The organism is Proteus sp. TSJ240517 (genome assembly GCF_047921575.1).
GTDB lineage: Bacteria > Pseudomonadota > Gammaproteobacteria > Enterobacterales > Enterobacteriaceae > Proteus.
Map to the genome: position 1 here is coordinate 248,922 of NZ_JBLRMH010000001.1, position 26,369 is coordinate 275,290.

Consider the following 26,369-nt stretch of genomic DNA (forward strand, 5'->3'; position numbering starts at 1 on the left):
TTTTGCTAGAACTTGCTTTCATCGCTATGTGACTACTATCACACAAGCCAAATTTCGTAATAGCAAAGTAAAAAATAGGAATAACCAATGTTAATAACAACGAGTATTTTGTTTTTAAACCCGATTGCCGAGGAGATTTCTCATGTATCAGAATAACTTTAATAAATTAATTTCTAGGCAAAATACCTATAGTGCAAAATGGTGTAATAGTAACGCCAATGTTATCCCGTTATCTGTTGCAGATATGGATATTCCTGCGCCTGATTTTATTATTAATGAACTCACTCAATTTAATCTTAAAGGCATTTATGGCTATACCGACCTGAGCCATGATTGGAATAATGTTGCTGCCAATTGGTTTAAAACGCAATATCAGTGGGTTGTTGCCCCTGAGACGATTGTGTTTTGTCCTCGTATTATTCAAGCGGTTTCGCTTTATATTCAAAACTTCACACAAATTGGCGATAAAGTCACAACGCTGTCACCCGCTTATCATCCTATTAGCAATGCCGTTTGTGTCAATCAACGTGAACTATTAGAAAGTCCGTTGATTTATCGTGACGGCTATTATGAAATTGATTTTGATGACTTGGAAAGTAAGTTTAAACAGTCTGTCTGCTTTATTTTGCTATCGCCACATAACCCAACAGGAACGGTATGGCAAAAAAGTGACTTATTAAAAATAGCGGAACTTGCGCAAAAATATCAGGTTTTTATTATTTCTGACGATGTGCATGCAGATTTTATTTTTGATGACGCAACTTATCACCCTATTTCATCAGTAAATACATATGTAGAACAACACTCCTTTATTTGTACTTCTCCCGCTAAAACATTCAATTTAGCTGGCCTTGAAATTGCCAATATTGTTATTGCCAATCCTGAATATCGTGAAAAATTCAAGCAATGCTTAATTGCTGCGGGTATTCATAATCCTGGCTATTTTTCAGTGCCCGCTTTTTTACAAGCCTATACCTTACAAGGCCAACAGTGGGTTGGTGAATTAAAAATGTACCTTGCTGATAACCGTCGTTGGGTAAAAGAACAATGTGAACGTTACTTTCCTAATTGGGTTATCACACAAAGTCATGGCACCTACATGCTATGGATCAACTACCAAAAGATGCAGTTATCTGAAGAACAACTAAAACATTGGTTTGTTTCATTAGCTGAAGTGGAAATGAGTTGGGGGCGTGGTTTTGGTGCGGTTGGGGATGGTTTTTTCCGCATTAATATCGCGACACCTCGTTCAATATTAGAAACCGTTTTCACTCGGCTTATTCGTACCTTACCTCATGCCAGTTCGGAATAAATTACAATGAAAACGCAAACGATAAACAGCCCGAGAACACCTACATTACTCGAATCACTCTTTCCTATATTCACCATGGTGGTGCTATTAGGCGGAGGCTACGCCGCTTTTGATTTACCACCAGAGCCTTTAATGGTGCTATCTACCGTTGTAGCTGCGCTATTAGTAAAACGATTAGGATATCGCTATGACGAGATCTTAACGGCAATCTCACAAAAAATTGCTAAAACCATGCCAGCATTGCTGATTTTAATCAGTGTGGGCTTATTAATAGGCACATGGATGATTGGTGGCACCATTCCACTGATGATCTATTACGGATTAAAAATGATCAGCCCAGAAATGCTGTACGTTACGGCATTATTGGTCACATCATTAGTATCAGTCTGTACGGGAACTTCATGGGGCTCTGCAGGAACCATCGGCGTTGCTTTTATGGGCGTAGCTGTAGGTATGGATGCTAACCTTGCCGCAACCGCAGGTGCGGTAGTTGCCGGCGCCTATTTTGGTGACAAACTTTCACCATTATCAGGTGATACTAACCTTGCAGCTATGGCAGCTAGAATCGACCTTTATCAGCATATCTGGCACTTACTTTACACCACACTGCCTTCTCTGATTTTAACGGCGATTGTGATGACTGTTTATGGCATGAATGGCGATTTAGCTGGTCAAGGTGTGCCAGAAAAAGTGACATTAATTACAAATGGTCTTGAGAATGTTTATAACTTCAATCTAATCCTTCTCATTCCAGTCTTAGTGATTTTATATGGTTCAGTAACGAAAAAACCGACTATCCCAGTGATGTTAGCTTCTGCCGCTATTGCGATGTTTAACGCTTATCTTATTCAAGGTTTTGGTTTACATGACATCGTAAAAAGTGCCGTTGATGGCTTTAATGTCTCGATGATCCAAGGTAAAGAAGTCCCTGAATTATTAGGTAATTTATTAAATCGTGGTGGCATGAACTCAATGATGAGCACCTTGCTTATCTGTTTCTGCGCCCTCTCTTTTGCCGGTACTTTATCGTTAAGTGGCGCATTAGAAGTGATTGTCCATGCATTGTTAAAAATGGTTCACTCAACAGGTTCAATGATCTTAGCCACAATTGCTTGCGGGCTAACCATGATTGGCGTGACCTGTAATGGACAAATCTCAATCCTTATTCCTATCGAAATGTTACGCGGTGCCTATATCGAACGAGGATTACACCCTAAAAACCTCGCTCGTACTGTCGAAGACTCCGCCACTATCTTTGAACCTATTTTACCGTGGACAGCCGCAGGGGCTTATATGGCAGGTACGTTAGGTGTTGCAACCTTAAGTTACTTACCTTGGGCCGTATTGTGCTGGAGTGGCATCTTCTTTGCCATGCTGTGGGGTTTCACGGGCTTTGGCATTGCCAAATTAACACCAGAAGAGCAGGAAGAAATGACTGCTGAGCTTGAATCACATTCAGAATTACAACTTGATACTAAATAAGGACGGTTCCATGTCTTACTTTGATAAAATTGAACAAATTCAATATGAAGGCACAACAAGCGATAACCCATTAGCGTTTCGTTACTATAATCCTGATGAGATTATTTTAGGTAAGCGAATGGAAGATCACCTAAGATTTGCGGCTTGTTATTGGCATAACTTCTGCTGGAATGGTTCTGATATGTTCGGTATCGGTACTTTTGATAGACCGTGGCAAACACCGGGTGAAGTCTTAGAGCAAGCAAAACGCAAAGCTGATGTTGCCTTTGAATTCTTTCATAAACTCAATGTTCCTTTCTACTGTTTTCATGACGTCGATGTTATTTCTGAAGGTAATAATATCAATGAATATATCTCTAATATGGCGGCAATCACCGATGTATTAGCGAGAAAACAAGAAGAAACCAACGTTAAGTTATTATGGGGAACGGCAAACTGCTTCACTAATCCTCGTTATGGTGCAGGTGCGGCAACTAACCCAGATCCTGACGTTTTTGCATGGGCAGCGACACAAGTCTGTGAAGCGATGAAAGCGACAAAAACACTGGGTGGCGAAAACTATGTATTATGGGGCGGACGCGAAGGCTACGAAACGCTATTAAACACGGATTTACGCCAAGAAAGAGAGCAAATTGGCCGTTTTATGCAGATGGTCGTTGAACACAAACATAAAATTGGTTTCCAAGGCACATTATTGATTGAACCCAAACCACAAGAGCCGACAAAACATCAGTATGATTACGATACTGCGACTGTTTATGGTTTCTTAAAACAGTTTGGCCTTGAAAAAGAAGTCAAAGTAAATATTGAAGCAAACCACGCTACATTGGCGGGACATAGCTTCCACCATGAAATTGCCACTGCCATTGCGCTAGGGATTTTAGGCTCAGTTGATGCTAACCGTGGCGATCCACAATTAGGTTGGGATACAGACCAATTCCCAAATAGCGTAGAAGAAAATGCACTCGTGATGTATGAAATTCTTAAATCAGGTGGCTTCACAACGGGTGGTTTAAACTTTGATGCTAAAGTTCGTCGTCAAAGTAATGATAAATATGACCTTTTCTATGGGCATATTTCAGGAATGGACACGATGGCAATGGCGTTACGCATTGCGGCAAGAATGATCCAAGATGGTGGACTTGATAAATTCACTGCACAGCGCTATTCAGGTTGGAGTGCTGAATTTGGTCAAAATATCTTACAAGGTCAATTAAGCCTTGAAGATGTGGCGAAATATGCACAAAGCAATACCTTAGCACCACAGTTACAAAGTGGACGCCAAGAAATGCTCGAAAGCTTAGTGAATCGCTATATTTTTGGTTAATAGCATCAATGTAATAACACAGCGGAAAACCCGCTGTGTTTATTAATTAGATACAGGTCATGAGGTAATTTCATGTATTTAGGGCTAGATTTAGGCACATCAAGCGTTAAAGCGATCATAATGAATGAACAAGGTGACGTTGTCACTAGCCATTCAGTTCCTTTAACAATTTCACGCCCTCACCCTCAATGGTCAGAACAAGATCCACTACAATGGTGGCAAGCAACAGAAGAAGCCATTCTTCAGCTTGGATGTCATTTTCCAATGGATCAAATTGAGGCGATTGGATTAAGCGGACAGATGCATGGCGCCGTTTTGCTTGATGATCAGCAAGCGGTTTTACGTCCTGCAATATTATGGAATGATGGACGCAGTTTTAAACAGTGCCAAATGCTTGAGGCGCAATATCCTCAGTTTAAAAAAATCACGGGTAACTTAGTTATGCCCGGCTTTACTGCGCCAAAACTACAATGGGTTGCTGAATATGAACCTGAAATCTTTCAACGCATTGCACATGTTTTATTACCTAAAGATTTTTTACGTTGGAAGATGAGCGGTAATTTCGCCAGTGATATGTCAGATTCAGCTGGTACGCTTTGGTTAGATATGCAAAAGCGAGATTGGAGTGATGAGCTTTTAAAGGCAACAGGATTAACGCGTCGTCAAATGCCCACGTTGTTTGAAGGTAATCAAATAACGGGCTATCTATTGGCTGATATCGCTAAAAAATGGCAGATGAAACAAGTACCTATTATTGCTGGTGGCGGCGATAATGCAGCAGGTGCAATTGGCGTGGGTGTTTATCAACCAGGTCAGGCAATGCTTTCTTTAGGTACGTCGGGTGTTTATTTTGTGGTGAGTGAACAGTTTCTCCAAAATAGTGATAATGCCGTACACAGTTTTTGTCATGCATTACCTAATACTTGGCATTTAATGTCGGTGATGCTGAGTGCTGCATCATGTCTTGATTGGGTGTGTCAACTAACAGGTATTGAGAGTGTGAGTGCGATGTTTGAAGAAATTGAACACGCTACTTTTGCTGATAGCCCTCTACTTTTTTTACCTTATCTTTCAGGTGAACGGACACCTTATAACAACCCTAATGCGAAAGGTATCTTTTGGGGATTAACCCATGAGCATCAACGAGCTGATTTATGCCAAGCGGTTCTAGAAGGAGTGAGTTTTGCGTTACGGCAAGGTATTGAAGTTGCTGAAAATGCAGGTCAATCAGCTGATAATATTACATTAATTGGTGGTGGAGCCAGAAGTGGATATTGGCGGCAACTGCTTGCTGATATTACAGGAAAAACACTTGATTATCGCCAAGGCGGTGATGTTGGCCCTGCTCTTGGTGCAGCAAGATTGGCTCAATTAGCGGTAAATCCAGCACATTTATCACAAGTTATTCTTTCTCAACCTAAGCTTAAAAAACGTCATACACCAAATTTAGAAAAACATAAAATATACGATAAAAAATATCATGCATTTAAAAAGTTATATTCATTAATAGAGACGATGGAAATATAACAATATTGCGTCAATATCAGGGTATTTAGAGCAATTAATTGAAAGTAAAACCTTTAAGGTAACTCCTTGCTAGTAATCGAATTTACTAGCAAGGCAAAAAATTAACGATATCCCCGACTGTGGTTTTTGGCTGACCAACTGTAGGTTTCATCACTTGGGGCTAGTTTTTGTTTTTTCTTGAGGGCTTGTGCTTTTTTGGTGGCTTTTTCAACTTCGAGGGAGATTTCGGTAATAATGGAGTCTTTGACTTTGTTCATTTCAGCATTCGTTAATTCACGCCCTAATTTCTTTCTCTCTTGACCTATTCGGGTTCTTACTCGCATTTGTTGGGCATCTGTCATTTCTTGGAGTGTCAGTTTCTTCATTCTATTACCCTACTTATGTTGAGTGAGGAGTCTTTAATATAGCATTATCCCGTTATTGCATCATCACTATATTCTTAAATTTAGATCGCTATTTTATTGAAGATCCATTACGCCTTAAAAAAGCGCGTAATGGATGAAGTTTAATAACCAATAACTTAAATAATTAAATTAATTTCAAAAAGGTCACTTTGAATTCATCAATATCTTGTTGTGTTGTTGCCCAAGAAGTACAAAGACGTAAACAACTCAAATTAGGGTATTCAAGTAAAACACGATGAAAAACAAACTGCTGTGTTAATTTTTCTGCAATCGTGTTTGGCAAAATAACAAAAATTTGGTTGGATTCTGGTGGCGCTAAAAATTCAAAACCTTGTGCAGTAAAGAACTCAGTTAATTGTGATGCCATTTCATTAAGGTGTTTACCTAATTTGAAATAGAGATCCTCTTTAAATAAAGCTTCAAATTGCGCGCCTAATAACCAGCCTTTCGCTTGTAATCCACCCTTTTGTTTTAAGCTAAAACGAAAATCAGATTTTAGTGCTGGGTGACAAATCACTAGCGTTTCAGCTGACATTGCACCAATTTTAGTGCCACCAATATAAAAAGCATCGGTTAAGCTAGCGATATCTTCGATAGTCAGATCGCTTTGTGCAGACATTAATCCTGCTGCCAAACGAGCACCATCAAGATACAACCATAAGTTATGCTCGTTACAGAAATCACGCAGTGCTTGCAACTCCGCTTTGCGATAAACCGTACCAATTTCGGTGGCATTCGTAATATAAACAAGCTTAGGTTGAACCCAGTGTTCATCGTTATGTTCAGCGAGAATAGGTTTTAACAATGCGGGCGTTAATTTACCATCTGCCGAAAAAGTGGTGATAACTTTGTGCCCCGTTGCTTCAATAGCACCTGTTTCATGTGTAGCGATATGCCCAGTACTAACAGAAATAACAGCTTGGTGTGGACGTAAAAAATGAGAGATAGCAGTTAAATTAGTAATGGTGCCACCATTAAAAAAGTGAATATCTGCACTAGGTTGTTGAATACGCTGTTTTATTGATTGAGCAGCTTGATGACAAAGCTTATCCATACCATATCCATCATAGCGTTGCCCTATTGTATCAGTGATTGCTTTCATGACCGCAGGATGTGCAATTTCATTATAATCATTTTGGAAGCGGTACATGTGTTCTCCTGTCGAATGTTGTGTTTTTATCGTGTTTTATAAAGAAAAAAGAAAAACGCTTTACATCTAATCAATACAAAGATTGAATGTAAAGCGCTTTAATATATTGAAAAAGTCAGTTATTTAAAACCGATTATTTGATATTAATTATTTAAAGCAAACCTCGCCCCAACGTGCTAATCCTGCGGTGACAGAGCCAAAATCATTACCTTTAACAATAGGAACATTGGGTAACTGTTGTTCTATTGCTTGGCATAAAATAGGCGAACGAGCCGAACCTCCAGTCATAAAGATAGCGTCCGGTTTTATTCCCCCTTGTTTTACCGCATCATTAACCAATTCAATCATTTTACTTTTTGGTGATTCAATAGATTCAACCATTTGATCACGTTCAATCGTTAATTCTAAGGTTTCACTTAATAACGCGATATTAGCAATATATTCAGGAGAATCTGATAAGGCAATTTTGGCTTCTTCAGCACGTCGAACAATGCTGTAACCCAATGTTTCATTATAGACTTCAATAAGGCGTGTTATTTTTTCAGGCTCTTTTGCGTCCCGTCTTAACTGATTTAATACAGCAAGGTTTTGACGAGAATAAAAATCTTTTTGAGCTTCTACATTATTAATCGCAATAGGATCCCAGAACTGTTTCAGAGGTAATTTAATACCTGAAGACGTTAACCCTGTCATACCAAATAATGGCATAATTTGTTTAAAAGCAAGGTAAATATCAAGATCATTACCACCAACACGTTGTCCACTATGCGCAAGTAATGTGTTTGAACGGTCGGTTTTACCTTGATAACTTGGCCCCATTTGAATTAATGAGCAGTCAGTTGTACCACCACCAATATCAACGACTAATACAGTTTGGTCTTTAGTTAACGTCGACTCATATTCAAGTCCGGCAGCAACAGGTTCAAATTCAAACATAATATTCTTAAAGCCAGCTCTTTTAGCTGCACGGATAAGAATGCTTTCAGCTTGCCTATTTGAAGCATCGCCACCTAACCCATTAAAGTTAATAGGTTTGCCAATAACAGTATCTGTGATCGCTTCTTGTGTGCTTTTTTCTGCTTGGTGCTTAATATTTGCCATCATGGCGCAAACTAAATCTTCAAAGAAGCTAATTTGTATCTCATGTAGGCCTGATGCACCTAAAAAGGATTTAGGTGATTTAACGTAATAGACATCACGAGGATCACGTAGGTATAAACTTAATGCAGATTGTCCGAAAAGAATATCTTCAGGAACTAATTCAATATCTTCTTCTCGATTAAACGCGATCGATTTTCTTAGTAATTGTTCGCCAACTTCACTGGACGGTTTAATATTTAAATGGCGAAATAAGTGCTCAGAAACGGATTCACGGGTTGGCGCACAAAGGGTTGATGGAATATACACATCATTACCTTCTAAAGGCAAAAGAGTGGGTTTTCCCTCTTTCATCATTGCAACAGAACAATTCGATGTTCCGTAGTCAAAGCCAATAAACATTTAGCCTCCCCAATAGACTTCATTAAAAAAAGACTGAGCACTCTACATCAAGCTTTTTGTAATTGCCATCATATTATGTGGCTTGAAAGAGAGAAAATAAGTGAAATCATTCAGCATATTAGAGGCTTAGAGAATAGAGTTGCTATTTAGAACAGATATAAAGTAATTTTTATCACAACTCATCGTTATTGTTAAATTGGGTTTTAATCCACCTAAATAACAGTCAACCGAGTCGGTAAATAAATGAAATAAACACCCTACCGCAATGGCTTTTAATTTCCATGAGGGTAAAAACCATATGCCTAAGTAAATTAAAGCAGCCCAACTGGTATGTAATGGGTGAAAACCCACGCTACAACGGTTGGGATCAAAAATAGGTGTTGCTAACAAATGGTCAATATCAATAGCCATTGTTCCTATCATAAGAAGTGAGGCTATCTTCCAATTCTTACGCCAGAAAAGATAGCCTAATAAAATAGGAGCTAAAAAGTGCAAGCTGTAATGTAAAAGCGTTCTAACAATCTCAAATATCACATAAACCTCGTAACAGTATCTACTTTTAACGGTTCATTTTAAATAAATAACACCCTGCTTTATTGGGTTTTATTCAAGAATTTCTTCACCATTAGCTTTTAAAATAGCCTTCATCATCCAATGTTTTTTAGACCAACCATAAAAAATAAGATGTGATGCTTTATCATCATAATTATAGTCATGTGGCGTATTTATTACGGTTATTAGCCCATTCCAAATGGGTATAAATAACGTTTTAAAATATTGAGATTGGGTATCAATATAGTTCTCTGCCCATAAGATAAATTGTTGAAGCTCTTCTTGTGATAAATAAGAGAGGTAAAAAATACATTGTCGCCATGCATATTTCTAGAAAAAATTATTCTGTCAGAAATAACACTTTATAATTTAATAAAAACATACGATCAAAGCGTGTCATCACATGCTCTTAAGAGTATAGTAGTCAATCTTTCAGCCAGACTAGATATAACAATTTTTATTATGGAATCAGCGTTTTCTGCTCAAAATATTCGACATATTCTTGCTAATAACACACCTATTATTGATGTGCGTGCGCCTATTGAATTTAATCAAGGTTCGATCCCTAATGCTATCAATTTGCCTTTAATGAATGATGAGGAACGCGCTGCTGTGGGGACTTGTTATAAACAGCAAGGTTCACAAAAAGCGGTTGATTTAGGGCATCAATTGGTTAGTGGTGAAATTCGTGACAACCGTATTGCAGCTTGGCGTGAAGCTTGTGAGCAATTTCCCAATGGTTATATTTGCTGTGCTCGAGGAGGAATGCGTTCTCATATAGTTCAGCAATGGCTTAAAGAAATAGGTATAGATTATCCATTAATTGAAGGTGGATATAAGGCGTTAAGACAGACTGTTATTGAAATGACCAATGAATTGGTTCAACGGCCTATTATCTTAATTGGTGGATGTACCGGTAATGGAAAAACGACTTTAGTGCGTTCATTACCTGAGGGTATTGACCTTGAAGGTATTGCACACCATCGAGGTTCATCTTTTGGCCGCACTGTAGAAGAACAATTTCCTCAAGCCACATTTGAAAACCATCTTGGTGTTGAAATGTTGCAGAAAGCACCGAAATATACACGATGGGTACTTGAGGATGAAGGTCGTGCCATTGGCGCCAATGGATTACCTGAATGTTTACGAGCAAAAATGGTTGAGGCTTCAATAGTTGTTGTTGATGATCCCTTTGAACGACGCATAGAACGTTTGAAAGCAGAATATTTTGATCGTATGACACACGATTTTTTAGATGTTTATGGCGAAAATGAAGGCTGGCAAGCTTATAGTGATTATTTACATCATGGGCTATTTGCAATACGTCGTCGATTAGGCTCTCAAAGAGCCTCTGAATTAACTCAATTACTTGATAAAGCATTAGAAACACAAAAAATGAGTGGTAATACAGAAGCGCATTTTTCTTGGTTAACCCTTTTACTTAAAGAGTATTACGATCCTATGTATCGTTATCAATTAAGTAAAAAGGAAGATAAAATTATTTACCAAGGAAGTTATGAAGAAGTCATGCAGTGGTTTAAAAATTAGTAGATAGCTAAGATTTCTTGTATTAAATGCGTATACCAAAGAAAAGCCCCGTAAATTTATGTTACGGGGCTTTAATGCTGTAATGATCTTAAACTTTGATAATGAGATAAATATATTATTTCCAAAATGGAAATTAGAGATTGCTTTTTTGTCATTAGGTTTCAGTTTCTTTGACGACTAGAATGCCTCTTCATCAGAATAATTGAGGTGGCTGGATGACAAAATATATCCTTTTTAGCTTTTATTTAGTGCTGATTTACCCTCTTGGTGTGGATTTACATTTAACAGGTTTAACGGCAATAGCGAATGATTTAGACGCATCAGAAGCGACATTACATCAAGCTTTTTCAATTTATTTAATGGGCATGGTTTCATCCATGTTAGTTGCAGGATGGTGTAGTGATAATTTAGGGCGTAAGCCCATTGTATTGCTTGGAACAGCTATTTTCTTATTGGCATCATTTAATGCGGGAATTTCTGTAACGGAAAATAATTTTTTAATTGCACGTTTTTTCCAAGGTATTGGGGCTGGGTTTTGTTACGTTGTTACCTTTGCGATATTACGAGATACATTAGCTGAAAAACAACGCGCTAAAGTCCTTTCTATGATAAATGGTATTACTTGTATTATTCCAGTATTAGCGCCTGTTTTAGGTTTTCTGATCTTATTAAAATTTAAATGGCCAGTGATGTTTTATGCTATGGCAATCTATGCGCTATTAATTTTTATTTATTGTTTCTTTGGAATAAAAGAAACTAAACCAAAACAGTGGACTAAAAATAAAAATAACACAATCACTGATGAGTCTTTCTTAAATAGTTTCTTTTTAAGTCGTTTGCTTATTTCGTGCTTGGGAATGAGCGTGATCCTGACTTATGTTAATATCTCTCCAATCGTGATTATGCAACAAATGCATTACACTACTGGGCAGTATTCAACAGCAATTACATTGCTTTCAATGGTCAGTATGGCAACGTCGTTTATGATGCCTAAAATTTTAACAAAACTTCGTTATGAAACCATTTTATATACTGGCTTATCGAGCTTTTTAGGTGCAGTTATTTTTCTTTTTATTGGAAAAAACAGTGATCCTCGTTGGTTCTTTGCTTCATTTTCATTATGTGGTGCGGGGTTTGCGTTGTTATTTGGTATTATAATGAGCCAAGCGCTCTCTCCATTTAGTCAGCGTGCAGGGCTTGCCAGTTCGATTTTAGGGATTTCGCAATTGAGTTTTGCATCTCTCTATATCTGGACTATGGGATGGTTGGGAATATCTGCACTTAATATGCTGATGGTTATATTGTCTGCTAGTTGCCTTATTGGTTTTACCTTTTTGCATCTCTTTCGTTCTTCTGGACAACAACAAAAGGTGAATTGTGATGCATAAGCCATTACATCGAATAGACTTGAATTTATTAGTTATTTTTCAAATTCTTTTACAAGAGCGCAGTGTTACATTAACTGCAAAATGGTTGTCTATTTCGCCTTCAGCAGTCAGTAAAGCATTGGCTAAATTACGGATTTGGTTTGATGATCCCCTTTTCGTTCGTAGCCCTCAAGGATTAATTCCAACACCTTTGACATTAAGTATTGAAGAGTCTCTTTCTGATTTTATTAATATTGGTAACCATATCGCGAGCAAGCAAAATAGCGAAACGCCTAAAGGTGTTCATTTCAGTTTAATATTAGAATCTCCTTTACATCAGGTACTACTCAATCAATTTCCTTTGGAAATATTGAATTATTATCCTCAATCAATGGTGCAAATACGAAATTGGGAATATAACTCGTTATCAAGCATTATCGATGGTGATGCTGATATTGCTTTTTTAGGTCGTGAATATTATTCAGGCTCTAAAGAGGCGTTACATTTATTACCTGAAGTCATCGATTGTGAAGAGCTTTTTCGTGATACACCATTGGTTTATGTTCGAAAAGATCATCCTTTATTAAAGGAACCTTGGAATTTAGAGACATTTTTGCACTATTCTCACATTTCAACAGAATATGATAAACGTGCTCATTGGGCACTAGATGATATATTGGCAGAGCATGGGCGTTTACGTAATATCGCGATAACTTACACGTCATTTGAGCAAACTTTATTTACGATTTCTCAACCTAATCATGAACTCATTACTTGTTTGCCTGGATATTGTGTCCATTATACCTCACGAGTTTTACCTAATTTAGTAACATTGCCTATCCCTCTACCACATAGTGTTTCTGAACAACTTGATATTTCATTTATTTTACTATGGCATAAACGCCATGCGTATAATTCTAAAGTGCTGTGGTTAAGAGAAACTATCAAAAATAGTGTTAATCAGTTTATGCAGAAAAATACTTATTAAAAGTTTTACTGCTATTTTTACTGCTATTTAAAATAGAAAAAGGTGCAAATGCCCCCTCTTCTATTTCGTCTATTTCTTCTATTTTACTTTTTAAATTTAGATGAGAAAAATCATAATCCCATAATTTGTCTATTTTTAGGATAAGAAAGGGTGTAATTTAGTGGTAATGATTTTTCCTCTTTTGCACCTAATGTGATATTCCATTTAATTTCGCCAGTATCTTTATCAAGTACGCCATCTTTATAAACCGCATCTGCTACATTGATATTGTTTTCCTGACTCAGTGGTAGCTGATCGTAAATAGTTACTTTTACAGGAGAATTGTAAGTGTTTCTTACTTTAATGGTATAACTCTCAAATTAGATAACAGAATAAACTTAAAGATCTAATAGCGTGAAGGTGAAAAGAATAGATAAAACAGTATATTAGTATTTTTAATTAAATGAATATTTAAATAATAAGGATTATCTTAATGATGGGGAAATATTTAGCTTTTATTAGCTTTATATCGTCTTGTTTAGATAAGAATAAGAGAAAAATTTCAGTAATAAACAATGAAAAAGGCAGTTTAAAAACAAACTGCCTAGGATAAAAATATTGCTATCGATTTTTATTTAACAACTTCACCGCTGTCGATAACAGTTTTACGCACTTTATCAGAGAAATCTTGCGCTTCTTTAATAATGGCTTTTTCATCAACTGTTAATAATTGGCGATCTTCCATTAAGATTTTTCCATCAACAATGGTATGACGAACATTACTTCCATTTGCACCATAAACTAATGCTGCATAAGGGCTATACATTGGCACCATGTTAGGTGATTTAGTATCAACAACGATAATATCAGCAAGTTTACCTGATTCTAAAGATCCCAATTTATCTTCCATATGTAATACTTTCGCCGACCCCATTGTTGCCAGCTCTACAACGGTTAATGGTGGCATAGCAGCACGATCTTTATTCTCTAACTTATGGATTTTACCCACAAGATTTAGCTCATTCATCGTCGTTAGTGTGTTACTTGACATTGGGCCATCAGTCCCTAAACCTACACGAACACCTTTTTCTAGCATCGCGACGACAGGCGCCACACCTTTCGCTGATTTAGTATTTGCACTAATATTATGAGCGACACCAACATCATATTTTTTCAGTAAATCAATATCGTTATCATCGACCATAATTGCGTGAGCCGCGATAACTTTATTATTTAACGCTCCGATATCTGCCATATATTGAACTGGGCTTTTACCGCCAGTACGTTTAGCGATTTCTTCTTGTTCACGATCAGTTTCAGCTAAATGGATCATAACAGGAACATCAAGTTCTATTGATAACTTAGCAATTTTCTGAAGGTTTTCTGTGGTATTTGTGTAAGGAGCATGTGGTGCAAATGCTGGGATAATACGAGGGTGATCTTTATATTCTTTAATAAAGTTTACTGCGTATTGGATACCCTCTTCTGGTGTTTTTGCATCGGCAACAGGGAAATTAATAACAGACTCTCCTAATACTGCACGATTACCCATTTTATCAACAGTCTTGGCTACTTCATCTTCGAAATAATACATATCAACGTAAGTTGTTACGCCACCTTTTACCATTTCGATATTTGCAAGATCAGCACCTACTCTGACCATTTCGCGAGAAACCATTTTGCTTTCAAGTGGGAAAATATAACGGTGAAGTCTGTCTGGCACATCATCGGCTAATGAACGAAATACCGTCATCGAACCATGAGTATGGGTATTAATTAAACCCGGCATCACAATATCACCATCAACATCTAATACTTTATTAGCTTGATACTCTTTAGAAAGCTCAGGGCCACCAACGGCAATAATTTTATTTTCTTTTACGACAACAGTACCCTGTTCAATGATTTTATTTTGCTGATCCATAGTCAGAACAGTGCCGTCAACTATCATCAAATCAGCCTGTTTTGCCGCGTAACTAGAAAAGGATACAGCCATTACAGCCAAAGCAAGCATAGATTTAGAAAATGACATCATTACCTCTCGTCTTGATGGGAAAATTTCCTTAAGATTATAAATAAATTCATTGGTTTTTGATATCAATTGAAAGTGAATGAGATCACCGAATAAATAATTAATTGAAGTTATTATCGCATTTGTTTACTGACTTAAATTAAGCGCGCTTTTTTTGTTGTAAAAGCCACTTATCTAATTCATTCGCAAAAAGTTGGCGGTCACGCTGACTTAAACTTGCGGGTCCTCCAGTTTGAATACCGCTTGCTCTCATCGTATCCATAAAATCACGTATATTTAAACGTTCACGAATAGTTGCTTCAGTATAACGTTCACCTCTTGGATTCAGTGCTACTGCGCCCTTTTCTATGACTTCGGCAGCTAATGGAATATCAGCGGTAATAACCAAATCATCTTTATTGGTGCGGCGAACAATTTCGTTATCAGCAACATCAAACCCAGCCGAAACTTGTAATGTACGTAAGAAAGGCGATGCAGGTACAATTAATCGTTGATTAGCAACAAACGTAATAATCACTTTTTCTCTATCTGCTGCACGATATAACACTTCTTTGATTACTTTTGGACATGCATCAGCATCAACCCATATAGGCATAACAACACTCTCTTTGTTATTTTCGGTATTAAATGGTCTATATTTATGGTGTTTAAAATAACACATTAATACTAACTAAGTGATTGAAGCTTTACTCTTTCTCGTCTCCTTTTCTTTATTTGCTTAAAAACCCTTCTTTTTATGCCTTTTTTGTTTATTTAAGCATCCATTGTGCATGAGATCACAATTTTACCTTGATCAAAATCAAAGATGTATTCTATTTGCCATTTTTATGTTGATGAATACCAAAACTTAAATTATAAAGCGAATGATAATAATTACCGATCTCATTAAGGTCTGCGACTATGTGCATTCAATTTAAATCTTGCTTCGTGTTGTCCGCTTTAACACTCTCACTCTCTCAATATGCTATTGCTGATAATGCTCCACCTAAAGAAGAAACACTTGTTGTGACAACAACACGTAGCGCAACTTCTTTATGGAACAGCCCTGCTACTATTCAAGTTATTGATAAAGAAACATTAAGCCAGTCAAATTCATCTTCTATTGCTGACCAATTACGTGATATTCCTGGTGTTGAAGTTACAGACAATAGCCTTGCTGGCCGTAAACAGATCCGTATTCGTGGAGAAGCATCATCGCGTGTACTTTTATTGGTCGATGGACAAGAAGTAACCTATCAACGAGGCGGTCAAAATTATGGTGCCGGTATTTTAATTGATGAATCTGCACTAGAGCGTATTGAAGTGGTTAAAGGCCCCTATTCTGTGCTTTATGGCTCACAAGCTATTGGCGGTGTGGTGAATTTAATTACTCAAAAAGGTGGCGATAAGCCTTTTGGGGGAAATGTCAAAGTCGTTTATGACTCAGCAACGATGGGATGGCGAGAGTCTGCATTAATTTCAGGTACTGTCGGTGATTTTGAATATCGCCTTAATGGAAGTTATGCCGATCATGGTGATAGATATACTCCTGATGGGCGTTTACCTAATACGCATTTTAGAAATAACGGTCAAGGTGCATGGTTAGGTTATAAAGTGGATAAACATAAGTTTGGTCTTTCGCTCGATCGTTATAATTTATCAACACAATCTTATTATGCTGATGAAGGAAAATATCAAGAGTTTAGCGTTAAAGTGCCTAAACTTGAGCGTGAAAAAGTCGGTTTATTTTATGACTATGATACTGATACAGATTATTTCAAAAAACTTCATATTGATGCCTATACACAACGTATAGAGCGAAAATTTGAAAACCGTGTTGGTGTTGTTACCCCAACGGGTAGCCCAATGATTGGTAATTTAACCGTTAAAAACCGAACTCAGTCTGAAGACACTCAAAATACTTATGGAATGACTATGCAGGCTAATTTTACTTTACCTGCAAATAATGAGTTAATTTTAGGCGCTCAATATCAACAAGATAAAGTAAAACAAACGTCCGCTGGGCAGACTTCTTCAAATAGTACAACGGGGTTTCCACCTGCTGTTAATTATGAAAAACAATCTCTTTTGCATAACCGCAGTAAACAAACCAATATCTCTGTTTTTGCCCAAAATGATTGGAAAATAACAGATGATTGGTCATGGACTATGGGCGCCAGACAATATTGGTTGGAATCAGAATTACAAGATGGTGATGAAACTATTCACCATAATAAAACAGGAACAAGTTATAAGACATTAGCTTACGATTCTGTGAAAGATAACGCTTTTATTGTGTCATCTCATTTGCGTTATTCTGGATTTAAAGATACAGAATTACGTCTCGCGTTTGCACAAGGTTATGTTTTCCCGACACTTGTTCAGCAATTCATGAACACAACTGCTGGCGGTGCGGTGACTTACGGTAATCGCGATCTTGAAGCTGAACATTCTAATAATGTGGAATTTGGTGCGCGTTATAAAGGGAATAATTGGTACATCGATAGCGCGATTTATTATTCTGAAGCCAAAGATTACATCACATCTATCGCTTGTGCGGGAGAACGTATTTGCGAAGGAAATAGTAAAACTGGCCGCGCAGATTATTTCTATTACGACAATATCGATCGCGCGAAAACTTATGGTATGGAAGTGATGGCTCAATACCAAGGTTGGTCAATTACTCCTTATGTTTCTGCCAATGTGATACGTCGTCAATTTATTGGTTCAACATTGAAAACATGGGATACCGGTGAACCAACATTAACTTCTCGTATTGGTGCTAAGCATTTATTACTGCTCAATAATATGAATCTAATGTCGGACTTATATTTAAGAGCAGCAACAAAAGCGAAAGATCATAGTAACCCCGAAAATAAACAGCACTATGCAGGTTGGACGACGATTAATCTTTCATTGAGTACAGAATTTGGTCATAACGATCAATACCGTATTAACTTCGATTTAAATAATATTTTAAATAAGCGTTATCAAACGGCTCATGAATCTATTCCTGCCGCGGGAATTAATGCAGCAGTTGGTCTGACATGGGCATTTTAATTATGAAAAAAATAGTAATCGCACTTAGTTTGTTATTGTTGCCTTTTAACTTAATGGCAAAAGAAAACAAAAATAATGAACGCTGGGTTATTGCTGGAGGCTCTATAACGGAATTGGTTTATGCCATAGGTGCTGGCAATAAGGTTGTCGGTGTTGATGAAACAACGTCTTATCCTGAACAAACACAAGCATTGCCTCATATCGGATATTGGAAACAGTTAAGTACAGAAGGCATTCTGTCATTACGCCCTTCTACTTTTGTGACTTGGGATGATGCTGAACCTAGAATGGTATTACGCCAACTCGCACAACATAATGTAAAGGTTATTTCTTTACCAAGAACACCCGCTACGTTTGAATTAATGCTTAAAAATATTCGTACCTTAGCGGTTTCATTAGATAAACAGACAGAAGCAGAAACTTTGATTAGTTCACTGCAATCTCGTTTAGCGACGATCACAGCTAAAAATAATCACATTAAGCGTAAAGTAAAAGTGTTGTTCTTTCTTTCACCAGGAGGGGGAATTCCTCAAGTTGCAGGAAAAAACAGTGTTGCAGATGCCATTTTGGCATTAGCGGGTGGAGATAATATCGCCACTCACGAAAATTATCGTATCTATAGCGCAGAAGCCATTATCGCGGCTGATCCAGAAGTTATCGTGATAACCACACAAAGCCAACAAAACCATACTGGCGGTATAAGAGCCTCTGAAGGATTAGCGTCCGTTCCCGGTGTCTCAATGACACAAGCATGGAAAAATCAACGCATTATTGAAATTGATCAATCCCTTATTTTGGGAATGGGACCTCGTATTGTGGATGCCGTGGAGTTATTGCATCAACAATTTTATCCCGCTGATCCTGTTAATGATAATAAGTAGGAATGATTTAATAATGAAAGAGTTAGTCGCAACACATAGCACGCAATTTTCGACTGAAATCGATCTTACTCCCCATTTTGCACTTGAGGGTGATAGCCCTTTTCGTGATAGACATGCCACAATGCCGTGGCGAGGCTCTGTACCTATTGCGAAAGGAGATCAACAATCTACATGGCAAACTCTGTTAAACAGTAAAACGCCTGCGTGTAAACGTTTGTTGTATATTCATATCCCTTTTTGTGCAACGCATTGTACATTTTGTGGTTTCTATCAAAATAACTATCACGAAGCAGCCTGTAAGCGTTATACCGACGCATTACTGCGTGAGATATCGGCTGAATCAGATCGCTTACTTTATCAGTCAGCACCAATTCATGCAGTTTACTTTGGCGGTGGAACCCCTTCTGCATTATCAGCAAAAGATCTCTATCGTGTGATCACACATTTACGCCAATCACTCCCCTTAGCACCAGATTGCGAAATCACGATTGAAGGTCGCGTTTTAAATTTTGATGATAATCGAATTGATGCTTGTTTAGATGCAGGTGCAAATCGATTTTCTATTGGTATTCAAACCTTTAACAGCAAAATACGTAAACGAATGGCAAGGACATCAACCGGTGAAGAAGCCGCTAAGTTTATGAAAGGACTCTGTTTACGAGATAGAGCTGCTGTGGTGTGTGATCTGTTATTTGGATTACCGGGACAAAATGCGCTGAATTGGCAAGAGGATCTGACTATTGCCCATGATATTGGCTTAGATGGTGTCGATTTATATGCCTTGAATTTATTGCCAAATACACCATTAGGTAAAGCTGTCGAAAATCAACGTGTGACAGTACCAACACCGATAGAAAGGCGAGCGCTTTATCTTCAAGGTTGTGATTTTATGGATAACGTGGGTTGGCGTCAGATCAGTAATAGTCATTGGGCTAGAACAACTCGTGAACGCAATCTCTATAATTTATTAATTAAACAAGGCGCGGATTGTCTTGCCTTTGGCTCTGGTGCTGGTGGTTCAGTTAATGGTTATTCTTGGATGATTGAACGCTCACTCGATAATTATTATCAAAAAATCACGGATAACCAAAAACCGTTGATGATGATGAGCCGTACAACAGACAGCGGTTTTCGTTGGCGTCATGAACTACAAGCGGGCATTGAATGTGGTCGTGTTGATTTAGCCAAATTAAGTCCGCAAGCGACTCAGCTCTCCCCTTTATTAAATCAATGGTATCAAGCAGGTCTTGTTGAAGATGATTTTCTTTGCATGAAACTGACCAATGAAGGTCGGTTTTGGGCAAGTAATTTACTGACTTCCTTACAGCAATTAATTTTGCAGTTAAATACTCCTCGTTAATCTCATCACCCTTACTATTAATGAAAAGATGGAAACAACATCATGAATACAGAGTTACAACAATTTTTAATGACAGAGCCTGATGGCACATTGGAAACTATTGCGACGCAATTTAATACAACGTTATTAGACGTTGTAAGACATTTACCATCACGTTCATTAATGGGTGGTGAGCAATTCGATATAGTGTGGGATAACGTCATGAAATGGGGTAATGTCACCACGCTTGTGCATACTCAAGATGTTATTTTAGAGTTTAGCGGTGAATTACCAAGTGGTTTTCATCGTCATGGCTATTTTAACTTACGTGGTAAAAAAGGAATGACAGGCCATATTAAAGCCGAAAATTGCCAATATATTGCGATGATCGAGCGTAAATTTATGGGTATGGATACCGCCTCTATCTTATTTTTCAATCATGAAGGCGTTGCAATGTTTAAGATTTTCCTTGGTAGAGACGAACATCGTCAATTGTTACCAGAGCAATTATCAGCCTTCCGTCAATTAGCACAACAATTAAATAAGGAATAATTGCGCGTGAAAACATGGGTTATTTTTGGCGCTGGCGGTAAAGGTGTTGGCGCACATATTGCAGATATTGGCGTTACACAACGACGCCCTATTGTGGCTTTAGTTCGTTCCGAAGAGGCAGCTAATCGGTTAGAAGAAAAAGGGATCAAAACAGTTATCGGCGATGCGATTGATGCTAAGGCTGTTGAAGCTGTTTTAACATTGGCAGGAAAAGAAGCAGACATCATTTCCACAATGGGCGGTGAAAATGATTATTTAGCTCATCGAACCGTAATTGATACTGCGGAGAAAATGGGTTTTCAGCGTATGTTAATGGTTTCTTCGTTAGGGTGTGGCGATAGTTGGGTCGCGTTATCTGACAGAGCAAAAGCCGCGTTTGGTCAAGCTGTGAGAGAAAAATCATTGGCTGAAGTGTGGTTGCAAACCAGTCGTTTTGATTATGCGATTGTCAGACCCAGTGGATTACTGAATGGTGAAGAAACGGGTAAGGCTCAGCTTTATCAATACGAAGAAACTCATGGTTTAGTTAATCGCCGAGATGTTGCACGTTTAGTGGCACAACTTCTAGACGCTGACCTTTTAGACGATCAAGTCTATGCCGTAGTTGAACCTGGTTTAGTGCCTTCTAAATAAGCACGTTATGTATTAATATCTACTCTATTATTCTTGGAGATAGCACTTTTGTGTTATCTCTTTTTTCTTATTTTTCTCGTGGGCAATAACTCACATTACGATGTGTTTTTCTCTCACAACAAAAATTCCTTTATAGTCATTCGTCACTTTACTGTCTTAATAGGGGTAACTTGTGGCATAATGCCGCCCCATTACCTTTTGTCATTCACTAATAATGAGTATTCGTCTTGTTAATCAGCAATAATATCACTATGCAGTTTGGCTCAAAGCCTCTGTTTGAAAACATTTCTGTCAAATTCGGTGGCGGAAATCGCTATGGTTTAATCGGTGCCAACGGTAGCGGTAAATCAACCTTTATGAAAATTTTAGGTGGCGATTTAGTGCCAAGTAGCGGCAACGTATTTCTCGATCCTAATGAACGCCTTGGTAAACTAAAACAAGACCAGTTTGCTTATGAAGAGTTTACTGTGCTTGATACGGTAATTATGGGTCACACAGAACTTTGGGAAGTGAAGCAAGAACGCGAACGCATCTATAGCTTACCTGAAATGAGCGAAGAAGACGGTTTACGTGTTGCTGATCTTGAAGTGAAATTTGGTGAAATGGACGGTTATACCGTTGAATCTCGTGCTGGCGAATTATTGCTAAACGTAGGTATTCCATTAGAACAACATAATGGCCCTATGAGTGAAGTGGCTCCCGGTTGGAAATTACGTGTGTTACTTGCGCAAGCCCTGTTCGCTGATCCAGATATTCTATTATTGGATGAACCGACGAATAACTTGGATATTGATACCATTCGTTGGCTTGAGCAAACGCTAAATGAACGTAACAGTACCATGATCATTATTTCCCATGATCGCCACTTCCTAAATATGGTCTGTACGCACATGGCAGACTTAGACTATGGTGCGCTTGCTGTTCATCCGGGTAACTATGATGAATATATGTTTGCTGCAACCCAAGCTCGTGAGCGTTTATTAGCGGATAATGCGAAGAAAAAAGCACAGATTAGTGAATTACAATCTTTCGTGAGTCGCTTTAGTGCTAATGCATCTAAATCACGCCAAGCAACCTCTCGTGCAAAACAAATTGAGAAAATTCAATTAGCAGAAGTGAAAGCGTCTAGCCGTCAAAACCCATTCATTCGTTTTGAACAAGAGAAAAAATTATTCCGTAATGCGCTTGAAGTGGAAAATATCTCTAAAGGCTATGATGATAATGCCCCGCTGTTTAAAAACGTCAATATGATGCTTGAAGTGGGCGAAAAAGTGGCTATTTTAGGTAATAACGGTGTGGGTAAATCGACAATGATCAAAACATTAGTCGGTGAATTAACACCTGATACAGGTCGTTTAAAATGGTCTGAAAACTCAAACATTGGCTATTATGCACAAGATCACGCAACTGATTTTGAAGTGGATATGACAGTATTTGATTGGATGAGCTTATGGATGAAACCAGAAGACGATGAGCAATCTGTACGCAGCGTATTAGGTCGTTTACTGTTCTCTCAAGATGATTTGAAGAAATCAGTCCAAGTTTTATCTGGTGGTGAAAAAGGTAGAATGTTATTTGGTAAGCTAATGATGCAAAAACCAAACATTTTAATTATGGATGAGCCGACCAACCACTTAGATATGGAATCTATCGAATCATTGAATATGGCATTAGAGCTTTATCAAGGTACGTTGATTTTCGTTTCTCATGACCGAGAATTCGTTAGCTCATTAGCAAACCGTATTATTGAAATTACACCTGAAAAAGTGACTAATTTCCAAGGAACTTATGATGAGTTCTTAGCGAAAAAAGGTGTTGAGGCTTAATCGCCGCCCTATTTATTAAATAGTAGATAAGATAAATGAAAAAGGCTTAGTGAATTGACTAAGCCTTTTAAAATTTAGATAAATGGGTTTTTACATTCTTATTTTATTATAGTTTCCTGAAATTTCCACATCAGGCTTATTTTTTATTTTTCTATTTATTTTTATCATTATTTCCAAGCCACTGTATAATAAAGGAGTTTCAAATAATAAACCTTCACTGATTTGTTTTTCTTCGATAAGCTTAAATTTCTCTTCTTTATCCTTTTTATATTTTAAATCCATATGTTTATCTGATAATAAAATACCCAACATATCTATATTGTTTAATAATGCTACATTTAACGCACTATCATTGATTATAGACCCAGTAGTATCTTTTTCTTTCTTTGCTAATTTATTTATATTTGCGTTTTTACTAATCATTTCACTGTTATTTTCATACCTCAACAATGAATTTTTAATATCATTTAAATCATTTTCATTTTGTTTTTCTGTAATAATTTTCATTAAATATTTTATTTCATCATTAATTTCGATCAATAAAGAGTGATTTATAACTTCTAAATTTAATATTGAATTTAATTTTTTCATTGAATTGCTAAGCTTATTTGCTAGAAAACTTGCAGGGGATTCAACATATTCTTTAATTTTATTAATTAAATAACTTTGAGTTCTTTTTTCTGATACTCTAATTTTAATTATATCTTCATCTTTTTCACTTTTTTTATCTACTTTAATTTCCAGTAAATCAGTTATATTTGGAAGCTTTCCATCTTTATGGTTTGTTTCTATAATTTTATTAAAATTTCCAGAAAATAAGATGTCGAGATATTTTTCTTTGTTAAGATTTTCTGTGTCAAATTTATTGGAAGATAAAATGTTTATTTTATTTTTTTGAGACTCTATTTCTATTTTTTTTAATTTTTCGATGATATTTTCTACAACTATTTTATTTAGCTCAGCGGAAAACTCTTCGCTAATAGTTTCTTTCTTGTTATTGCCATTTAAAATTAAGTTGTCGATTTTTGAATTTATTAAATATTTATTTTTGTTATTAATATCTTGTAAGTCTAATCTTTTTATAAATAATATGTCATTATAATATTTAAATACTTCATTTATTTCTTTTACACTATAAATATCGGTGTTTTTAGGTAATTTTTCTATTATGTTTTTTTCTTCGGTGCTAATTTCAAAAATATTTGTCTTTTCTTTATCCATCAATAAAGGCTCGATTATTCCGCGAAATTCTTTTTCAAATTCTTCTCCATATTCTTTTTTAAATTCTTCCTTTAACTCTGAAGATTTTTCAAAATTATGATAATGAAAGATCTTTAATATAGTTGAGTTTTTATTATACTTATCTAAATTTGCTAATATATTTATTTTGTTTTCAATGGAGAAATCGCTATTATTAAAGTTATTTATATTAAGTAAACCTAAATTATTATCATCATAAGGAATGGTAAATTTTAATACATTGTCATTCCCCTTTTCACTGGTTTTAAGCTTAAATTCTATTTGTTTTTCTTGAGTTATTTTAATGTCCAGTTTTTTATCTATATTACTATTATTATATTGTTTAGATATCGATTTAATTAATTCTAATTTATCACCTAATATGGTTTTTTCTTCCTTTAAATTCAATATGTTAATAAACATGTCGCCTTTGTCTTTTTCATTTAATTTTTCACTTAATATATAGTAAGTAGATAAAAAATTAGTTAATTTTTCTTTATCTTCCTTTAAAGTTGCATTATTGTATACGTTTTCATTATTTATAATGTATTCAAATGCTGCAAAGTCTAAATTAAATTTCTGTGTTATATTTGAATGTTCATTGGATATGATTTTATTATTATTTTCATCTAGAAGAAAAAAAGTTACTTTTTCTGGTGTAAACTCTATATCTAATATTTTTCTATCTTTATTGAGAATTTCTTTCAGTCCCAGATAACTATATATTATATTATAGGTTGAATAAAACCTATCGTTAAAAATATTGTCTATTAATAAGCTGGTGTAATAGTCATTATATTTTTCATTACCATTTTCTTTTATCCATATTTTATCCATGACATATTTTTCTGTCATTCCGCTACAATTTTTTTTGATGCAATCTCATTTAGTTTTGATTTTCCTTTCTTAAAAGAATCGAGTTCTTTATCTCTATAATTATCATCATTCAATAATAATGATAAAGTGCTTCTTATTAATTCTATTTTTTCTTCCGTGCTTTTATTTTCCATTTTATTTATTCTATCTATTTTATCTACTACTATTGATACTATATTATCAATATCATTTTGGGGTGATTGATTAAACAATGATTTAATACTTTGATTATTAATGATATTTTCATTTTGTTCTTCTGTGCAATCAATTTTAAAATATGATTGAGATATATGTGTACCATCCTGAATGTCCCCTATCTCAAAATAAAAAACATTATCATCTATTTTAATGTTAAATGTATCCTTATAATCATTTAGTGATAAATTCCTTAGTTCTTGAAACTTATCTATTTTATCTAAAAATGAAACTTTAGGGTTATAATAAACATCATAAAACAATGTCATGACTTGCTTTTTATCGCTAATATGGAAAAAATCTTTTATCTTATCCCAGATAGTCATGACTTTATTGACTTTTTCTCCAGATAAAACCCTATCAACTTGAGCTGACGTTAGTTTACTATTTCCTATGGTTATGCTATTCATATTTCACTTAGTTTGAAAATATTTAAAGTAAAATAATAATAAATAATAATAAAATTACTTAATATAAATAAATATATTGATTATTTTAATAAAAAATACTTTTATTTTTTATAATATAGAGCATATGCCAATATATCAATAATACTATTTTTATGTTTAAGCCACCATGCACAACATCGCAGCACTTCTGTCGGTGGACGCCTTGCTTGGA

The 26,369-nt window shown here is 36.2% G+C and carries 22 protein-coding genes; 13 read left to right on the plus strand and 9 right to left on the minus strand.

Features of this window, described 5'->3' with window-relative positions:
* Positions 1–142: 142 nt before the first annotated feature.
* From ACNARN_RS01230 to xylB, 4 genes are all read left to right on the plus strand, one after another.
* Positions 143–1,312 (plus strand): MalY/PatB family protein, encoded by a 1,170-nt coding sequence (locus ACNARN_RS01230; protein ID WP_198619532.1) that lies wholly within the window; start codon positions 143–145, stop codon positions 1,310–1,312.
* A gap of 6 nt (positions 1,313–1,318) precedes the next feature.
* Positions 1,319–2,794 carry a Na+/H+ antiporter NhaC gene (gene nhaC, locus ACNARN_RS01235; RefSeq protein WP_098942911.1) on the plus strand — a complete coding sequence of 492 codons (1,476 nt, stop codon included), beginning with the start codon at positions 1,319–1,321 and terminating at the stop codon, positions 2,792–2,794.
* Positions 2,795–2,804: 10 nt separating this feature from the next.
* Positions 2,805–4,121: a xylose isomerase gene (gene xylA / locus ACNARN_RS01240; protein WP_311747392.1), complete on the plus strand. Its 1,317-nt coding sequence runs from the start codon at positions 2,805–2,807 to the stop codon at positions 4,119–4,121.
* 72 nt (positions 4,122–4,193) lie between these two features.
* Positions 4,194–5,648, plus strand: coding sequence for a xylulokinase (gene xylB / locus ACNARN_RS01245; RefSeq protein ID WP_416304027.1), 1,455 nt, complete (start codon positions 4,194–4,196; stop codon positions 5,646–5,648).
* A 101-nt stretch (positions 5,649–5,749) separates the two neighbouring features.
* On the opposite strand, the gene ACNARN_RS01250 is transcribed toward xylB, so the two are convergent.
* From ACNARN_RS01250 to ACNARN_RS01265, 4 genes are all read right to left on the minus strand, one after another.
* Complete coding sequence (locus tag ACNARN_RS01250; RefSeq protein WP_040133167.1) at positions 5,750–6,013, minus strand: DUF3811 domain-containing protein; 264 nt, start codon at positions 6,011–6,013, stop codon at positions 5,750–5,752.
* A gap of 163 nt (positions 6,014–6,176) precedes the next feature.
* Positions 6,177–7,202, minus strand: coding sequence for a threonine aldolase family protein (locus tag ACNARN_RS01255; protein WP_416304028.1), 1,026 nt, complete (start codon positions 7,200–7,202; stop codon positions 6,177–6,179).
* Positions 7,203–7,349: 147 nt separating this feature from the next.
* Positions 7,350–8,702 (minus strand): molecular chaperone, encoded by a 1,353-nt coding sequence (yegD, locus tag ACNARN_RS01260; protein WP_198619528.1) that lies wholly within the window; start codon positions 8,700–8,702, stop codon positions 7,350–7,352.
* A 126-nt stretch (positions 8,703–8,828) separates the two neighbouring features.
* Positions 8,829–9,236 (minus strand): DUF6122 family protein, encoded by a 408-nt coding sequence (locus tag ACNARN_RS01265; protein WP_040133164.1) that lies wholly within the window; start codon positions 9,234–9,236, stop codon positions 8,829–8,831.
* A 480-nt stretch (positions 9,237–9,716) separates the two neighbouring features.
* On the opposite strand from ACNARN_RS01265, the gene mnmH reads away from it, so the two are divergent.
* From mnmH to yidZ, 3 genes are all read left to right on the plus strand, one after another.
* Positions 9,717–10,802 (plus strand): tRNA 2-selenouridine(34) synthase MnmH, encoded by a 1,086-nt coding sequence (gene mnmH, locus ACNARN_RS01270; RefSeq protein ID WP_416304029.1) that lies wholly within the window; start codon positions 9,717–9,719, stop codon positions 10,800–10,802.
* Positions 10,803–11,017: 215 nt separating this feature from the next.
* Complete coding sequence (locus tag ACNARN_RS01275; RefSeq protein WP_416304030.1) at positions 11,018–12,190, plus strand: MFS transporter; 1,173 nt, start codon at positions 11,018–11,020, stop codon at positions 12,188–12,190.
* Complete coding sequence (yidZ, locus tag ACNARN_RS01280; protein ID WP_311747729.1) at positions 12,180–13,157, plus strand: HTH-type transcriptional regulator YidZ; 978 nt, start codon at positions 12,180–12,182, stop codon at positions 13,155–13,157. Before ACNARN_RS01275 ends, yidZ begins: the two co-directional genes overlap by 11 nt.
* Before the next feature lie 110 nt (positions 13,158–13,267).
* Here yidZ and ACNARN_RS01285 read toward each other — a convergent pair whose 3' ends face one another.
* From ACNARN_RS01285 to ACNARN_RS01295, 3 genes are all read right to left on the minus strand, one after another.
* On the minus strand, positions 13,268–13,501 hold the full coding sequence (locus ACNARN_RS01285) for a DUF4139 domain-containing protein (RefSeq protein ID WP_416304162.1): 234 nt from the start codon (positions 13,499–13,501) through the stop codon (positions 13,268–13,270).
* Positions 13,502–13,767: 266 nt separating this feature from the next.
* A complete protein-coding gene (locus ACNARN_RS01290) occupies positions 13,768–15,168 on the minus strand; it encodes an amidohydrolase (protein WP_198625620.1) in 1,401 nt (466 codons plus the stop codon).
* Positions 15,169–15,307: 139 nt separating this feature from the next.
* A complete protein-coding gene (locus tag ACNARN_RS01295) occupies positions 15,308–15,763 on the minus strand; it encodes a YaiI/YqxD family protein (protein ID WP_040133470.1) in 456 nt (151 codons plus the stop codon).
* Between the two features lie 305 nt (positions 15,764–16,068).
* Here ACNARN_RS01295 and ACNARN_RS01300 point away from each other — a divergent pair, with 305 nt between their 5' ends.
* From ACNARN_RS01300 to ACNARN_RS01325, 6 genes are all read left to right on the plus strand, one after another.
* A complete protein-coding gene (locus ACNARN_RS01300; protein ID WP_416304031.1) occupies positions 16,069–18,207 on the plus strand; it encodes a TonB-dependent receptor plug domain-containing protein in 2,139 nt (712 codons plus the stop codon).
* Between the two features lie 2 nt (positions 18,208–18,209).
* Positions 18,210–19,088 carry a heme/hemin ABC transporter substrate-binding protein gene (locus ACNARN_RS01305; protein ID WP_349443002.1) on the plus strand — a complete coding sequence of 293 codons (879 nt, stop codon included), beginning with the start codon at positions 18,210–18,212 and terminating at the stop codon, positions 19,086–19,088.
* 13 nt (positions 19,089–19,101) lie between these two features.
* Positions 19,102–20,448 carry a heme anaerobic degradation radical SAM methyltransferase ChuW/HutW gene (hutW, locus tag ACNARN_RS01310; RefSeq protein ID WP_198632715.1) on the plus strand — a complete coding sequence of 449 codons (1,347 nt, stop codon included), beginning with the start codon at positions 19,102–19,104 and terminating at the stop codon, positions 20,446–20,448.
* Between the two features lie 42 nt (positions 20,449–20,490).
* Positions 20,491–20,979, plus strand: coding sequence for a heme utilization cystosolic carrier protein HutX (gene hutX / locus ACNARN_RS01315; RefSeq protein ID WP_232797447.1), 489 nt, complete (start codon positions 20,491–20,493; stop codon positions 20,977–20,979).
* 6 nt (positions 20,980–20,985) lie between these two features.
* Positions 20,986–21,612, plus strand: a complete 627-nt coding sequence (locus ACNARN_RS01320; protein WP_416304032.1) for an NAD(P)H-binding protein — start codon at positions 20,986–20,988, stop codon at positions 21,610–21,612.
* A 227-nt stretch (positions 21,613–21,839) separates the two neighbouring features.
* Complete coding sequence (locus tag ACNARN_RS01325) at positions 21,840–23,438, plus strand: ABC-F family ATPase (protein WP_198625623.1); 1,599 nt, start codon at positions 21,840–21,842, stop codon at positions 23,436–23,438.
* Positions 23,439–23,528: 90 nt separating this feature from the next.
* Here ACNARN_RS01325 and ACNARN_RS01330 read toward each other — a convergent pair whose 3' ends face one another.
* Together ACNARN_RS01330 and ACNARN_RS01335 are read right to left on the minus strand one after the other, a co-directional pair.
* Positions 23,529–25,514 carry a hypothetical protein gene (locus ACNARN_RS01330; RefSeq protein ID WP_416304033.1) on the minus strand — a complete coding sequence of 662 codons (1,986 nt, stop codon included), beginning with the start codon at positions 25,512–25,514 and terminating at the stop codon, positions 23,529–23,531.
* 14 nt (positions 25,515–25,528) lie between these two features.
* The gene (locus ACNARN_RS01335) at positions 25,529–26,158 is read right to left on the minus strand and encodes a hypothetical protein (RefSeq protein ID WP_198619518.1); all 630 of its coding nucleotides are present in this window, start codon (positions 26,156–26,158) and stop codon (positions 25,529–25,531) included.
* Positions 26,159–26,369: the final 211 nt, after the last annotated feature.